This window comes from Methanolobus sp. ZRKC2, from assembly GCF_045291185.1.
GTDB lineage: Archaea > Halobacteriota > Methanosarcinia > Methanosarcinales > Methanosarcinaceae > Methanolobus.
This window is the reverse complement of the sequence record NZ_CP146980.1, coordinates 1,684,798-1,699,746: the sequence shown is the minus strand read 5'-3', so window position 1 is coordinate 1,699,746 and position 14,949 is coordinate 1,684,798. Positions and strand designations below refer to the sequence as shown.

The window sequence follows — 14,949 nt, the reverse complement described above, 5'->3', positions numbered from 1 at the left end:
TGTACAAGCTAAGAAAAATGACAATTGCAACCATAAATTATATTATACTTTTACCCATATATTAACACAAGATTTTTGAAACACTTAATGAGGGACTGAATGGATTTGCGAGGTATTTAATGAATTCTGAAAACAGGGACTTTATAATTGAGCGTCTCGAACGCCAGTTAAAGGAAAAAGAGGCGGAAATTGAGGACATAAAAACGACTCTCCGCGATTCTATTCTCCGGGAAATAAGAAGTGATCTGAAAAGTGACCTTGATATTAATAATCGCATTGTCCAACTTGAGCAGAAAGTTCAGGCAATGACGAGCAACCTGAATGGAATAATGGATGAACTTCTTGACCAGAAATCAATGATCCGCTCCCTTGGGGAGCTTTCCGTCTCTCAACATATGAAAGAGGAAGTTAAGCCGGAAGAGGTAAAACTTGTTCCTGAAAAGACTGTGGAAAAAACGGAACCGCGTCTATACAGGCCTGAAAATGAACCTGCGATTCCCAAACAGACGCCTGATCCGGCTGAAGATCAGTTACCTCCCATGACGCCGGTGATCACTGCTCCGGTCAAACCTTATGCTCCGCCGGAAATGCCTGTCCCAGCCAGCAGAGTAAATTCCAAGGTGTCTATAAGATCAACCGATGAAACTGAAGGTTCGCCACGTAGTGCTCCTGCCGGAAGTCCTGCAAATGTCTCTTTCAACGTACGTGATGCGGGTCCTGCTGTTGTTCCAAAGGTTCAGGAACCCGAACCTCCCTCAGAGTATATAGTTGCTGAGACTGATGATGAAAGGGAGATGCGCAACATGAGCCAAGGTCAGGGCGAACCCTGTGACTATATTGTTGCTGAAGAACAAAGTGCACGCAGGCAAACTGAATCCGAGTACGAGACCGTTGAGGCGCGTGAAGATGAAGATGCGGTGATTACTATCACCAGAAGGAAGTAATTCTTTACCGTAATCTCGTTAGAATTAGAATTAGACCTTTACTAAAAGGGGAATCACGTGCATATCAAGGAAATTGAGTTCGTTAACTTCAAATCCTTCGGTAAAAAGGTAAAGATCCCGTTCTTTGAAGGTTTTACCACTATTTCCGGACCTAATGGTAGTGGCAAGTCCAATATCATAGACGGTGTCCTTTTTGTTCTGGGACTTTCCAGCTCCAGGACCATGAGGGCTGAAAAGCTCACTGACCTAATCTATAACGGTGAAAGTTCCAAGAAACCTGATTTTGCCCAGGTCACCATCAAATTCGATAATACAGACCGCAAAATGCCGGTTGCAAGTGATGAGGTTTCCATCACTAGAAAAATACGCGAAACAGACTCCGGTTATTACAGCTACTTCTACTTCAATGGCAAGGCTGTCAGCCTCACGGATGTACACAACAATCTTGCAAAAGCAGGGGTCACTCCCGAAGGTTATAATGTTGTGATGCAGGGTGATGTTACCCGTATAATCAACATGACGGCGGGGGAGAGGCGTAAGATTATAGATGAGATTGCCGGTGTCGCGGAGTTTGACAACAAAAAAGACAGGGCAATAAACGAGCTTGAGATCGTGCGTGAAAGGGTCGAAAGAGTCGATATAATCATTGAAGAAGTCGGCCAGCAACTCCAAAAGCTCAAAGCTGAACGGGATCAGGCACTTAAGTATCAGTCTCTCAAGGAAGAGAAGATGAAGTTCGAAGGCTTTGTGCTCCTTGCCAAGCTCAAGGATGCAAAGATCGAACTTGGTTCTGTGGAAGCTGATATCCTGTCAAAGGAAGAAATGCTTGATAAGCTTGGAGCTGCACTTGAAGAGCGTCAGGAAAAGGTAGAGGAACTTGAGAAGGCTCTGGAAGAGATGACATCCACCATTCATAAGATGGGAGAGGATGAGCAAATCCGGATAAAGAAGGATATTGAAGAGATCAGGGGTGAAATATCCCGCTGCAATGACAGTATTGAGCTTGCAGATAATGAGATGGAGGATATCGAATCCAGAAGAAGGAAGACCTTTGTGGAGATCGATGAGATCAAAGGTAAGCTTGAAGAGCTGGATTTAAAAATATCCGAAGAATCCATGCGCAAGGATGGTATTCTTGCCGAGATGTCGGAACGTAAGACCGAGAGGATGATCCTGCAGAGCAAGATAGCTGATGTGGATGCCGAATTTGCGGAGACCAGGGATGAGGTTTCCGGATTGAAATCCAAGCTTGAACTTGCAAAAAATGAGAAAAACGAACTTATGCGCCAGGAGGATCGGCTACTGGATGCTCTCAGGAGAAAGTCTGCTGAGGTTAGGGATATTGAAAGTGAGATAGAGGATGCGAAATCCAAAGCTCAGTCCTCTGACAGTGATACTCTCTCCGTAAAATATGATATTGAAAAACTTAATGAGAAAATCGATGCCCTGACAAAGGACATTGATGACCTTGAACGTAACCGTGCCCAGATTCAGTCTGTTATTAAGGACCTTGAGGATGAACTGCGCACCTATGAAAAGGATTATGCACGCATTGAAGTGCGTGTAAGGGCTTCCGAGGACCATAGTAACTATTCTAAGGCCGTTGAAATGGTCATGAATGAGAAAAAGCATCATGGATTGCCTGGTATATACGGCACAATCGCCGAGCTTGGAAGTGTGGACCAGAAGTATTCCACAGCTCTTGAGATAGCTGCAGGCGGAAGGATGCAGGCTGTTGTTGTTGAGAATGACGAGGATGGTGCCCGTGCGATTGATTTCCTTAAGCGCAGGCAGGGTGGAAGAGCCACTTTCCTGCCCCTGAACAAGATGGATCAACGCAGGCCGTATAAGAACCTCTCTGACAGGGAAGGGGTGATAGGTTATGCTCTGGACCTTATTGATTTTGACCCGAAATTCGAGCCTGCTTTCTGGTATGTGTTCAGGGATACGCTGATTGTTGACACCATGACCAATGCCCGGCGCCTGATGGGTGGCTTAAGAATGGTAACCCTTGATGGCGATGTTATTGAGAAAAGCGGTGCTATGGTGGGAGGTTCAAGACAACGTTCAAGTGGTCTGTCATTTGCAGCTTCCGAGAAAGATAAGCTCGTTAAGCTTGCGGAAAAGATCACCGAGTATGATTCCAGGCGAAGCACTGCCATAAAGAAACTTGATCAGATCGAGGGTCATATTTCACAGGTGAATCGTGAAATCCATGAGCATGATAAGGAAATTTCCAAGAAGGAGATGCATATCGAGGAGATTGCAGGACGCGGCGAACGTCTCTCTCAGCTCATTGAATCAAAGAATGCCGAACTTCTTGAGATCGAGGGATCACGTAAACAGTTGAGAGATGAGATGGAAACTGTTGTCTCCTGCAAGGAAGAAAAGAGCAAACTTGTGGAATCTCTGGAAGAGGACATCTCCAAGCTTGAAGAAAAACTTGCAGGTTCTGAAGTTCCTGAACTCAACCGTCAGGCAGAGCAGCTTGACGGGGAAATAAGGCGTCTTGACGGCAGGGTGAGAGATATAGAATCGGATGTTAATGCGTTGAATCTTGATCGGGATTATGCAGCTTCTAAGATTGAAGAAAACCGTGAACTCATTAAGACCATGGATGAGAAGAAGTCCACTCATAAGGAACGTGTCCAGCAACTGAATGAGAAGATCGAGGAGCTGGAAGGGACACTCCAGGAGAAAAAGCAGCGTGAGGATGAACTTGCAGAAGAACTGAAAGAGCTCCAGCAAGAGCGTACAAGGCTGCATGATGAACATGTTTCTGTGAAGAAACAGTTTGATGAGATCAAGTCAAAACATGATGAAGGTAACCGCCAGAAGCTTGCATTGGATGCCACAAAGGCTGCACTTGAAGAGCAGGTTGGAGAACTTGGTGAGGAACTGCTCAGGCGGGGTATTGAGGAAAGCGAAGAAGTTCCGAATTATGAGACCGTGCGCACAAGGATAGCTTCCATTGAAAGAGCAATGGAAAAACTAGAACCTGTAAATATGCGTGCCATTGACGAGTATGACGAAGTGGATTTGAGGCTGAATGAGCTTGTAACACGGCGTGACACTCTATCTTCCGAAAGAGAGCAGATTCTTGAAAGAATTAAGCAGTATGAAGAGCTCAAAAAAGATACTTTCATGGCAACATTCGACGGGATCAACGAGCCTTTCAAGGAGATATTCAACGAACTTTCCGATGGTATTGGGGAACTTGTGCTTGATAATTATGATGATCCCTTTGCAGGCGGCCTCACACTCAAAGCCCAACCTAAGGAAAAGACACTCCAGCGCCTTGAGGCAATGTCCGGAGGGGAGAAAAGTCTTACAGCTCTCTCCTTTGTCTTCGCAATCCAGCAGTACCGACCTGCTCCATTTTATGCCTTTGATGAAATCGATATGTTCCTGGACGGTGCCAATGCAGGAAGGGTTGCCCAGCGCGTGAAAACGGCTGTCAGGAATGCTCAGTTCATTGTAGTCTCTCTTAGGAAACCGATGATTGAGGCTGCGGAAAGGACTATAGGAGTCGCCATGCAGGAAAATAACATAACAAGTATCACAGGAGTGAAGTTGCGTTGAGCGAGATCATTGAAGATATAGATATTGGTCAGCCCCTGGAAGCGGTCTCTATAACGGAAGTCCCTCTTCCTGTTACTATTGATCCCGGATTCATGGAAACTCTCCGGGGACTTGGTGTAGATGAATCCCTGCTGGAGTTTTCTGATGATGTGCTTAGCGAGCCTGTCGAGATTCTCATGAACCTTGCGAAGAACGGGGATATTAATCCCTGGGATATCGATATCGTTAATGTGACTGATATGTTCCTTGAGCGCATAGAGCAGATGCAGATGACAGATCTCAGGATATCCGGCAGGACTCTGCTGTATGCATCAATCCTTCTGCGCATGAAATCCACGGGAATTGTGCAGGAGGAAGAAGAGGAAGGCGATTTCGACATGTTCGATGATGAACTGGACTTCTATGATGTTGAAGAATACCCGGTTCCCAAACTTCCTATTCGGCGCCGTGCCACCCGCCCGGTAACACTGCAGGAACTCATTCTGGAACTTCAGAAAGCAGAAAAGGTCGAGACCCGGAGGAAAGACCGTAAGGTCCGCCGCAAACTTGAAGAAAGGTCTGCGGTAACTACGGATGAAGTACTCGGAATAGCTCACGAGGAAGACATACTGGGGCGTGTCAAGACACTTGGTGAACGTCTCAGCAGGGATCTTGCTGAAAAGGAGTTCGTGATACTTTCCGATCTCCTGGGTGACAGCCGATCTGAGAACATAATGACTTACGTGTCCCTTTTATTCCTTGCTACTGAAAAAAAGGTATGGCTGACACAAAAAGAATTGTTCGGCGAACTATATGTGTATCCGTTTGATAATATGCGGGACACTGCCTGAGGAATGCTGTATCGATCATGAACGACAGGGAAACAATTGAGGCGGCTTTATTCGCTGCAGGCTCCGCACTTGACATCGCAACCTTATCAAAACTGGTAGGTAAACCCAAAAAACAGGTAATTCCTATCATAGAGAAGCTGATCAGTGAATACGAAGGTCGTGAAAGTGGAATTGAGATGCTGGATCTCGGCGGACGCTATGTGATGCAGGTCAAACCTGAATATGCCGAGCTTGTACGGCCACTGGCTCCAAAGGAGTTGAGTGCTCCTATGCTTCGTACTCTTTCTATGATTGCCTATCACCAACCTCTTGTCCAGTCCGAGTTGATTGACATGAGGGGTAACTCGGCCTATGATCATATACGTGAACTCAAGGAGAGGGGTCTTGTGGAGGCAACTCCTCACGGAAGGACCAAACTTCTTCATACAACTTCTCTATTCGCAGACTATTTCGGGCTTGAGTCCAATGATCCTGAGCTGGTAAAGAAAAAGATAGTTGAACTATCAAAAGTGCAGAGCGGTCAGAGTGGTCTTAATAAGTGGCTTGGGCGCAGGTTTATTGGAGTGACTCCTATGTATGAATCTCTGATGGGGATGTGCGGCATCAAGGATTATAAGGTAATCAATGCCTATGAGCCTACAGAAGAGGAACTGGAGGAGCTGGCAGATGTCTATAAGCTTGTGATCTCCAGGGGATATGCCGAGAAGGTCAGCAAACATTATGATGGTGAGGTCATTGAGGCAGGTTCTACAACTTTTGATGACCTTATTGAAGCTGTCAGGTCCCTGGAAAACGTTTCCGACCCTGAGCAGGTCCGGGAGAGTGTCGAACTGATAGAAGATCTCAAGGAAAGGTATGCTTCAAAAGCTCTTGTTTTCAGTAAAAAAGTGAGGCCTGCAACTGATATGGTTGCGCGCATCGTGAGTGACTTGCGTCTTGGCGTATCAGCAGATGGATTTGTCATAGCTCCTGATTACGGACTGTCTGGTGAAGGACTTGATGTTAGTGAAGGGGCCGATATACTTGTTCCCACACATAGGAGTCTTGAAGGAAATCTTATCGAAAGGGTCAGCAGTAAGTATGATGCCGTGGTTGCCGGCATGAAAAAATTTGAAGATTGACTCTTTTTTGATTGTTGTTCAGTTGAAGTTTGTCGTATTCATGCATTTATTTAAAAAGATATATAAACGAGAGGGTATAAGTTTATATAGTCAATTGCTGAATATAACTCCGCTTTAAATACGAGGATATACCATGTCAGATTATAACATAAAGATTGAAAATGTAGTAGCATCTACTAAGCTTGCAGAAGAATTCGATCTTACTAAGATCGAGGCAGAATTCGAGGGTGCCGAATATAACAAGCAAAAGTTCCCCGGACTTGTATACAGGGTTTCTGACCCAAAGGCTGCATTTTTGGTTTTCACATCTGGAAAAGTGGTATGTACAGGGGCAAAGAATGTTGATGACGTTCATACTGTCATAGGCAACATGGCAAAGAAGCTCAACGATATAGGTATAAAAACCATAGACAACCCTGAGATCACAGTACAGAACATAGTTGCTTCTGCTGATCTCCAGGCAGTTCTCAATCTGAATGCTATTGCTATTGGTCTTGGTCTTGAGAATATTGAATATGAACCCGAACAGTTCCCGGGACTTGTCTACCGCATCGATGACCCGAAGGTCGTAGTACTCATTTTCAGTTCAGGTAAACTTGTGGTCACAGGCGGTAAATCACCGGAGAACTGTGAGCAAGGTGTTGAGGTCGTAAGGCAGCAACTCGACAGTATGGGCCTGCTCTGAATCTAAAAATGGCAAGTGTGAGTTCTTTGCCAAACGAAGACGTTTGTGTCCTGATACCTGCGTTAAATGAAGAAGCCACAATCGGGCAGGTTATAAAAGATTTCCGTGCCGAGGGCTTCGACAATATCCTTGTTATGGATGGCCACAGCACCGACAGGACCCGTGATATTGCGGAGAGTGAAGGTGCAAAGGTTATTATTCAGCACGGTAAGGGCAAAGGCCAGGCTATTCAGGAAGCCTTTGAAATCATTGACAATGACTATATTGTCATGGTTGACGGGGATGGCACGAACCTTGCAAAGGACGCTCATGTGGTTCTTGCTCCTGTTCTTGAGGGTAAGGCCGACCATGTGATGGGTAACCGGCTGGTTGACTATGAAGATGGAGCATTTACCCGTCTCAATCTAATCGGGAATAAGCTAATCAATAAAATGTTCGGAATGGCCTATGGGGTGTGGCTTGAGGATATTTTAACCGGTTACAGGGCTTTTAACAAAAAAGCTTTCAAATCCTTTGAATTAAAAAAACTGGGATTCGAGATCGAGTCCGAGATCACTATTGAAAGTGTTGCAAAGGATCTGCGGATTGAAGAAGTTCCGACTACCTATCTTGCACGGCACTCTAAGGGTGCTACTAAACTGAATCCTCTTAAGGATGGTTGGAGGATCGGTTCCACTATTTACAAAATGGCAAAATTGCATAACCCGATGTTCTATTTTGGATTGATAGGCGGCTGTTTTATTCTGGCAGGTTTTATCACGGGAATTTTTGTAGTTTCCCAATGGTTTGAGGGTATCACCCGTGTCCCTCTCACGGTGTTAACTGCTCTTCTCATCATTGCAGGATTCCAGATGTTTGTTTTTGGAATGTTGAGCGATCTTGTAGTTACCCTTCATAGGGAAAATTTGCGCATGCTACGGAAAATTTCCGAAGATAAAAAATGATATTTTTTCTTTCTTTTCTTTTTATCAATATCCTGCTTAATCCGTAAATCAATACAAGTTTTCATGATTACTTCTAAAGACAACTTTATTTGTTTTAAGTGATGGGAGAATTGAAGTCTATCTGTGCAATTTCTATGCTACTGTCTTCTGTTGCATATTTTCAAGCATGTCTATTTAAATCGGATCTACTTCTATCTCATTATCTTTTAATAATAAAGTAAACTTGACTTTATCTAAAGTTTGATTTTTGACAAGCCTTTTATACAATTTGATTCTTCTAAGGTACATCGAACACTGAGGTATAAACAATGACAATTGTAACAGATGCAAAAAATGGTAAGATCACAGAAGAGATGAAGATCGTTGCCGAGGCAGAAGGCAAAGATCCTGAATTTATCAGACGTGGAATTGCCGCAGGCAGAATTGTAATCCCCATGACCCCATACAGGGATATCAAAATCTGTGGTATGGGTGAAGGACTCAAGACAAAGGTCAATGCATCCATTGGTGCATCATCAGACATCGTTGATCTTGACATGGAAGTAAAGAAAGCAAAGGCTGCTGAAGCTGCTGGTGCAGACACACTTATGGAGCTCGGAACAGGTGGAGACTTCCTTGGAATCAGGAAAGCTGTCTGTGACGCAATCTCCCTGCCAGTAGGTTCAGTACCACTCTATCAGGCATTCATTACAGCAGCAAAGAGGGATGGTTCCATTGTCCACATGACCGAGGATGACCTCTGGTATGCAACCGAGGAGCAGGCAAAGCTCGGTACGAATTTCATGGCTATCCACACAGGCATCAACCAAATTGTCCTTGACAGATTGAAGGCACACGGCAGATACGGTGGTCTCTGTTCCCGTGGCGGTGCATTCATGAGCACATGGATGCTGCACAACGAGAAGGAAAACCCACTTTACGCAGACTTCGACTACCTCTGTGAGATTCTCAAGGAGCACGAAGTTACTCTTTCAACTGGTAACGGAATGCGAGCAGGTGCAGTTCACGACGCAACAGACAGGGCACAGGTTCAGGAGCTCATCATCAACTCAGAATGTGCACAGAAAGCACACGACAAATACGACCTTCAGGTTATCGTAGAAGGACCAGGTCACGTACCACTTGATCAGGTAGAGATGAACGTCAAGCTTATGAAGGCAATGAGTGGCGGAAAACCATTCTACATGCTTGGTCCACTCGTATCAGACATCGGTGCAGGCCGCGACCACATCGTAACAGCTATCGGTGCATCAGCTTCAGCAGCAGCAGGCTGTGACTTCCTCTGCTATGTAACACCAGCAGAACACCTTGCACTTCCAAACCTTGAAGATGTAGTTGAGGGTGTCAAGACCTCAAAGATTGCTGCTCACGTTGGTGACATGGTCAAGTACCCGGAAACAGCCCGTGAAGTTGACCTTGCAATGGGCAGGGCACGTGCAAAACTTAGCTGGGAAGAGATGTACAAGTATGCACTTGACCCGGAGCTTGCAAGGAGCATCAGGGACAGCAGGGCACCAGGCGACGAAGACGCATGTACCATGTGCGGTGACTTCTGCGCACTCAAAATCGTAAACCAGAACTACGATCTTTGTAAGTAATGCTTCCGGCATTACTTTCTCTCATTTTCTTTTTCCCTCCACTTTTTTTCATTATGGATAGTTGATTGATTTCTCTTAGCAAATACTTCTTTTAGAAGGAAATTCAAATCATTCTTCATGGCAATTGTGACCCTTACAACTGATTTCGGATCACTCTATCCTGCGTCTCTCAAGGCAGTTATTCTGGGAATTGAGCCGGAAACAAAAATAGTGGATATTACTCATTCTATCCGACATGCAGACATACGTGCCGGAGCATTTGCACTGTATTCGGTAGTTGATTATTTTTCGAAGGGGACGGTCCATGTTGCAGTAGTTGATCCGGGTGTGGGGACACAGAGAAATTCTATAGTCATATCCTCCGGCGGTCAGTTCTTTGTAGGTCCGGACAACGGCTTGATGATCCCGGCGGCACTGAAGCTTGGGGACATGCAGGTTTACAGGATTACAAATAGAGAGTTGCTTGGAAAAATATCCGCTACTTTTCATGGAAGGGACATATTCGCCCGCATCGGTGCCTATCTTTCAGGAGGCATGAATCCTGAAGATGTAGGTAAGAAGACCGGGGATTATGTGAACCTGGATTTTGGAAAAGTGCAAGTCAAAAATAACTCGATTTCAGGAGAGGTCATCTATATAGATGATTTTGGTAATGTCATAACCAATATTCCTGCGAAGACTGTACTGGACGTGGCACATTTTGATCAAAAGGTACATGTTTTTGACAGAAACATGTCATTTGTACAGACTTATGCTCTTGCGGGGGAAGGGGAGTTTGTAGCATTAATCGGAAGTCATGGCTTTTTTGAGATTGCCATAAACAGGGGATCTGCCGGAGAAGAACTTGATGTTGATTGCGGAGATTTGGTGGAGATAAATTTTTCTTAATAACGGCGTAGTTTTTATGCTATTTGTTGACGATAAATTTAATATGACGTACATCTATTATATGTTTAATTAATATAATTATCAATCCATATAATAAAGGTGTACTGTTTGAATCTAAAAAGCAAGATGATCCTTTCCTTTATCGTGTTATCTATATTATTGATAGCTCTTTTTGCGATCCAGAGTTCCAACAATCAGGAGCTTCTTATAGAGTACCAAAAGCAGGAAGTTGCTTTACAGGTGGAGAAAAGTGTTAACACGAGAATGCAGATGCAACTTGAAACCGTTGAGACATCCCTGATGCCTGTAACCCAGAACCAGGAGGTTGTGCGGCTTTTTGCTGAGAAGGACCGACAAGGTCTCACTACACTTCTGCTGCCGATTTATGAAGGTCTTTCAGCAAAAGGAGTGGAGCAGTTTCAATTCCATTTGCCGGATTCCACATCTTTCCTGCGATTACACAAGCCTGAGAAATATGGGGACGATCTTTCAACATTCAGGCACACTGTCAATGAAGCAAATTCCGGAATGAAGACTGTCAGCGGTCTGGAGGAAGGGAAAGGCGGATACGGCTTCAGGGTAGTCTCTCCTTTGGCATATAATGGAGAACACATAGGTTCAGTGGAATATGGTCTGGGCTTTGATGAGTATTTCCTTTCCCAGCTACAGGATGACTTTGCAGGTGAGTATTCAATCTACAATTTCCCGGATGATGAAAGTGTTTCATGGGAATCAAGTGATGGCGGACTTTTGGCAACAACTATGGAGAACGATGATTTTCATGTAGTAGAGGAACATTTGAGTGTACTGAAACAGGGGGATGCTGTGTCATTTACTTCTGATGATGGCAAATACCTTGTTGTGCTGATACCTTTCAATGATTATACAGGCACAACGAAAGGCTATATAAAATCGCTGATTTCCCTTGACGGTGTAGCTCTTCTTTCCGAAAAGACTTCCGATAATACTCTTGTCATTTCGGTGATCGGACTTATACTATCCTTATTGCTTGGTCTTTTCATTGCTAATTCACTGACAAAGCCTCTAAATAATATTGTGGAAGCAACTGAACATATTGCCGAAGGGGATATGACAGTACGGGTAAAGGAATCGGATGATGAAATAGGAAGACTTGGTGCATCTATCAATAAGATGGTTACCGGCATCAGAGAGATAGTGCAGGAGGTCCAGGATAAATCACTATCTGTTAACTCTACATCCGAACATTTCCAGGATTTCACTGAAAAGCTGACAATTTCTTTTGGAGCCGTAAAAGACGATGTTTCCAAAATATCTGCCGGAGCAAATAACCAGTCTCAGAAGGTTTATGAGATTACAGGCGCAATGAACGATATGACTATGGCAGTGCAGGAAATTGCCAATAATGCCGGAAATGCTTCGGCTACTTCGGTCAATGCTAATGAACTGATGCATGATATCGGGACCCAGTCGGAAGCACTGCTACTGCAGATGAATGGTATAAAGGATTCTTCTTCTGAGTCTGTAAAGGTAATAGGACGGCTGGATGAAAAGTCTGCCAAGATAGGTGAGATAGTCACTTTGATAACCAGCATTGCAGACCAGACTAATCTGCTTGCCTTGAATGCTGCCATCGAGGCTGCAAGAGCCGGCGAGCATGGACGTGGCTTTGCAGTAGTCGCAGACGAAGTGCGCAAGCTTGCTGAAGAGTCAGGTTCTGCGGCCGAGGAAATAGCCTCTCTCATTAAAGATGTCCAGGCAGAAACAGAAAATGCCGTGAATTCGATAAGGCAGGAAACTACTAAGGTAGAAAGAGGTTCCAAAGCCATCAATGAAGCTGTCGGAGCGGTGAAAAATGCGATGAAGAATGGAGAGGAGATTGCCAGGATGGCGCAGGAAATTGCTGCAGCAACAGAGGAACAATCTGCTTCAATCCAGGAAGTAACTGCTTCCCTTGAAGATGTATCTTCCATATCTGCGGATTCTGCATCCGGGACTCAGAAGATATCTCTTACCATTGAGGAAAAGTCATCTATGATGTCAGACCTCTCCAAAGCTGCAGATGATCTGGCCCTTATGGCAGAACATTTGCGTGAAAGTATATCGCAGTTTAAACTGGAATAAGAATCGATTCGGACAGGGTTTTTTGGGCTCTGTCCTTTATTCTTATTTTTACATCCAATCGTAATGCCTCATTACTTCCAGATCAAAATTATACATGAGACTGTTTTCAACATAGCCGAAGAAAAGGCATTTAGAGCAGTTTTCTGACACATTTTTCCTTTTTTTCCTGCTGGCTTCCCAGACATTTGCAATACCATCCCTCACATGCCCGATAGGTTCCCTGTGAACCCGGCAGTTCTCGATACTTCCGTCTGAAGCAACGTCCAGTATGATGTCATTGGCATGACAGGTAAATTCAGTCTTCAGATCCCTTACCATTTTCAGGTATGTGTAGGAATTAATGATTGGATAACCCTCTTTTTTCATTTCGATGATTCTGTCAACTACCGTGCGATACTTTTGCATGTCCCTTATGCCAAGCTTTTCCCATGTGTCATTCCCGATCCCTCCGAATTCGTAAAGTGGTTCAAAGGATATTTTTACATCCAGTTCTCTTGTGAGTTGGATTAGTTCTTCTATGTCGTCGAGATTTTTCCCGCTGATGACACAGTTCAGGAGCAGGGAATTTTTCATGCTCTCCTTTGCCTTGACAATGCCCGGGAGAATCCTGTCAAATTCCATGCCTCTTATCTCCCTGTAACTTGATATGCCGTCCACTGAGACTGAAAGATAGTCAAGGTTCTGAAGCTCATCTACCCTCTTTTCCAGTAGTAGTCCGTTGGTTATTAGTGAGGTTATCATTCCCAGGTCTTTAGCATGTGCAAGTATTTCAGGGAGATCTTCTCTGAGTAGTGGCTCAACAGTCCATGCATTGTAAGCAAGTATTCCAAAGGCTCTTGCTTCTTCAAGTAGTCTGAATACGTCTTCGAGTTCCATTTGTGACCCGCTTTCTTTCCAGTATTCGCAGAAACTGCATTTCATGTTGCATCTGGAATTGATTGCGTGTGAGAGAACAAAAGGTCTTCTTTTTACCCGCATCTGCCAGAGGGCCTTTGCGGCAATTACAGGTGAGAATGTGTTCATCTTGTTTCCCTAATGGTTCTTCCGGGTTTTTAAGTGCTTGCCCGGTAAACACTTGTAACATAATTTGTTTTTGTCCTCGTTATTGGTTGATATAAATAAATAATAATCCTAATAATTCCGTAATACGAATAAATACTCTGATACTCCCAAAAGTATATATAACAATATTTCTGTATGCATTAGTATTACAAATGAGAGCATTTTTCATATTGATTTATGTTCCATCCATGAAAAAGAGGAACTAGAATGCATATACCAGATTCATTTATGCCTCTAAGTCAGGCAATAATTTATTGGGTCATCGCCCTTCCCTTTATATTTATGTCCGTTAAATGGGCACGAAAAGAACTTGACGATACAAAAGTACCGATTCTGGCAGCCCTCGCCGCCGGAATATTTGCAATACAGGCATTGAACATTCCTATTGGTATGGGTACCAGTGGCCATATGGTCGGAGCAGTCCTTGTAGCTATTATCTTTGGTAGCCCTATGGCAGGTGTTCTTGTGCTCACCCTTGTCCTGCTTGTTCAGGGTTTTGTTTTTGCTGACGGTGGAATCACTGTAATGGGTGCAAATATCCTGAATATGGGCGTTATCTCAGGATTCGCAGGATACTACACATTTGTCATTCTCAGGAAGAGCAAACTCAGCATACCGGTTTCAGCCTTCATTGGTGCATGGCTTGGCCTGTTCGTATCTGCTCTTGCAACTGCTGTTGAGATGTACGTAGCAGGGACTTTCCCGCTTGCTGCCGGCCTTGCTACAATGGGTCTGTATCACCTTGTTATAGGGTTCGTAGGCGAAGGTCTTATCACTGCTATAGTTATAACGGCAATACAGAAATCAAGGCCCGACCTCCTTGAAAATTCCTTTCTGAGTACAGATTCAAGAGGTGTGCCACTATGAGTGAGACTATGTCAGGAAACAACATGAAGTTCCTTTACGCAGGAATAGCCATTGCATTGCTGATATCTGTTCTTGCTCCTTTCCTTGCATCTTCTGATCCGGATGGTCTTGAAAGTGCAGCAATGGGTGTGATCGATGAAGCAAAAATGACTGCCATTGAAGAGATGGCTCCTGTATTTGAATCTCCAATGCCTGACTATGCTATTGAAGGTCAGGGCAAGATGGGTGAGGTCGGGGCTATTGTCGCTGGCACTCTGATAGTACTGCTTATTGGTTTTGCACTGGGTAAATTAGTAAAGAAATAATTATTTGATTTCCAGCGATA

General features: G+C 44.3%; 12 protein-coding genes. 11 read left to right on the top strand and 1 reads right to left on the bottom strand.

Going from position 1 to position 14,949, the window contains the following annotated elements; all coding sequences use genetic code 11:
- Positions 1-119 precede the first annotated feature (119 nt).
- From V7O62_RS07995 to V7O62_RS07955, 9 genes are all read left to right on the top strand, one after another.
- On the top strand, positions 120-944 hold the full coding sequence (locus V7O62_RS07995; RefSeq protein ID WP_406655720.1) for a hypothetical protein: 825 nt from the start codon (positions 120-122) through the stop codon (positions 942-944).
- A gap of 57 nt (positions 945-1,001) precedes the next feature.
- Positions 1,002-4,526 carry a chromosome segregation protein SMC gene (smc, locus tag V7O62_RS07990; protein WP_406655719.1) on the top strand — a complete coding sequence of 1,175 codons (3,525 nt, stop codon included), beginning with the start codon at positions 1,002-1,004 and terminating at the stop codon, positions 4,524-4,526.
- Positions 4,523-5,356 (top strand): segregation/condensation protein A, encoded by an 834-nt coding sequence (locus V7O62_RS07985; protein ID WP_406655718.1) that lies wholly within the window; start codon positions 4,523-4,525, stop codon positions 5,354-5,356. The genes smc and V7O62_RS07985 overlap by 4 nt, the downstream gene beginning before the upstream one ends.
- Before the next feature lie 17 nt (positions 5,357-5,373).
- Entirely contained in the window at positions 5,374-6,477 is a 1,104-nt protein-coding gene (gene scpB, locus V7O62_RS07980) for an SMC-Scp complex subunit ScpB (protein ID WP_406655717.1), read from the top strand.
- 133 nt (positions 6,478-6,610) lie between these two features.
- A complete protein-coding gene (locus V7O62_RS07975) occupies positions 6,611-7,162 on the top strand; it encodes a TATA-box-binding protein (protein ID WP_406655716.1) in 552 nt (183 codons plus the stop codon).
- A 26-nt stretch (positions 7,163-7,188) separates the two neighbouring features.
- Positions 7,189-8,106: an S-layer glycoprotein N-glycosyltransferase AglJ gene (gene aglJ / locus V7O62_RS07970; RefSeq protein ID WP_406655715.1), complete on the top strand. Its 918-nt coding sequence runs from the start codon at positions 7,189-7,191 to the stop codon at positions 8,104-8,106.
- A gap of 308 nt (positions 8,107-8,414) precedes the next feature.
- Positions 8,415-9,704, top strand: a complete 1,290-nt coding sequence (gene thiC / locus V7O62_RS07965) for a phosphomethylpyrimidine synthase ThiC (protein ID WP_406655714.1) — start codon at positions 8,415-8,417, stop codon at positions 9,702-9,704.
- Between the two features lie 117 nt (positions 9,705-9,821).
- Positions 9,822-10,592, top strand: coding sequence for an S-adenosyl-l-methionine hydroxide adenosyltransferase family protein (locus V7O62_RS07960; RefSeq protein WP_406655713.1), 771 nt, complete (start codon positions 9,822-9,824; stop codon positions 10,590-10,592).
- Positions 10,593-10,700: 108 nt separating this feature from the next.
- Entirely contained in the window at positions 10,701-12,695 is a 1,995-nt protein-coding gene (locus V7O62_RS07955) for a methyl-accepting chemotaxis protein (protein WP_406655712.1), read from the top strand.
- Positions 12,696-12,743: 48 nt separating this feature from the next.
- Here the strand turns inward: V7O62_RS07955 and V7O62_RS07950 are convergent, their stop codons facing one another.
- Positions 12,744-13,718, bottom strand: coding sequence for a radical SAM protein (locus V7O62_RS07950; protein ID WP_406655710.1), 975 nt, complete (start codon positions 13,716-13,718; stop codon positions 12,744-12,746).
- Positions 13,719-13,964: 246 nt separating this feature from the next.
- Here V7O62_RS07950 and cbiM point away from each other — a divergent pair, with 246 nt between their 5' ends.
- Together cbiM and V7O62_RS07940 are read left to right on the top strand one after the other, a co-directional pair.
- Complete coding sequence (gene cbiM, locus V7O62_RS07945; protein ID WP_406655709.1) at positions 13,965-14,624, top strand: cobalt transporter CbiM; 660 nt, start codon at positions 13,965-13,967, stop codon at positions 14,622-14,624.
- Positions 14,621-14,929, top strand: a complete 309-nt coding sequence (locus V7O62_RS07940; protein ID WP_406655708.1) for a PDGLE domain-containing protein — start codon at positions 14,621-14,623, stop codon at positions 14,927-14,929. The genes cbiM and V7O62_RS07940 overlap by 4 nt, the downstream gene beginning before the upstream one ends.
- The last annotated feature ends 20 nt before the right edge of the window (positions 14,930-14,949 follow it).

What these genes read in the sequence shown, in the direction of transcription:
- V7O62_RS07995 (WP_406655720.1), top strand. Translation starts at nt 120, where the DNA reads ATGAATTCTGAAAACAGGGACTTTATAATTGAGCGTCTCGAACGCCAG.
- scpB (WP_406655717.1), top strand. Translation starts at nt 5,374, where the DNA reads ATGAACGACAGGGAAACAATTGAGGCGGCTTTATTCGCTGCAGGCTCC.
- V7O62_RS07975 (WP_406655716.1), top strand. Translation starts at nt 6,611, where the DNA reads ATGTCAGATTATAACATAAAGATTGAAAATGTAGTAGCATCTACTAAG.
- thiC (WP_406655714.1), top strand. Translation starts at nt 8,415, where the DNA reads ATGACAATTGTAACAGATGCAAAAAATGGTAAGATCACAGAAGAGATG.
- V7O62_RS07960 (WP_406655713.1), top strand. Translation starts at nt 9,822, where the DNA reads ATGGCAATTGTGACCCTTACAACTGATTTCGGATCACTCTATCCTGCG.
- V7O62_RS07950 (WP_406655710.1), bottom strand. Translation starts at nt 13,718, where the DNA reads ATGAACACATTCTCACCTGTAATTGCCGCAAAGGCCCTCTGGCAGATG.
- cbiM (WP_406655709.1), top strand. Translation starts at nt 13,965, where the DNA reads ATGCATATACCAGATTCATTTATGCCTCTAAGTCAGGCAATAATTTAT.
- V7O62_RS07940 (WP_406655708.1), top strand. Translation starts at nt 14,621, where the DNA reads ATGAGTGAGACTATGTCAGGAAACAACATGAAGTTCCTTTACGCAGGA.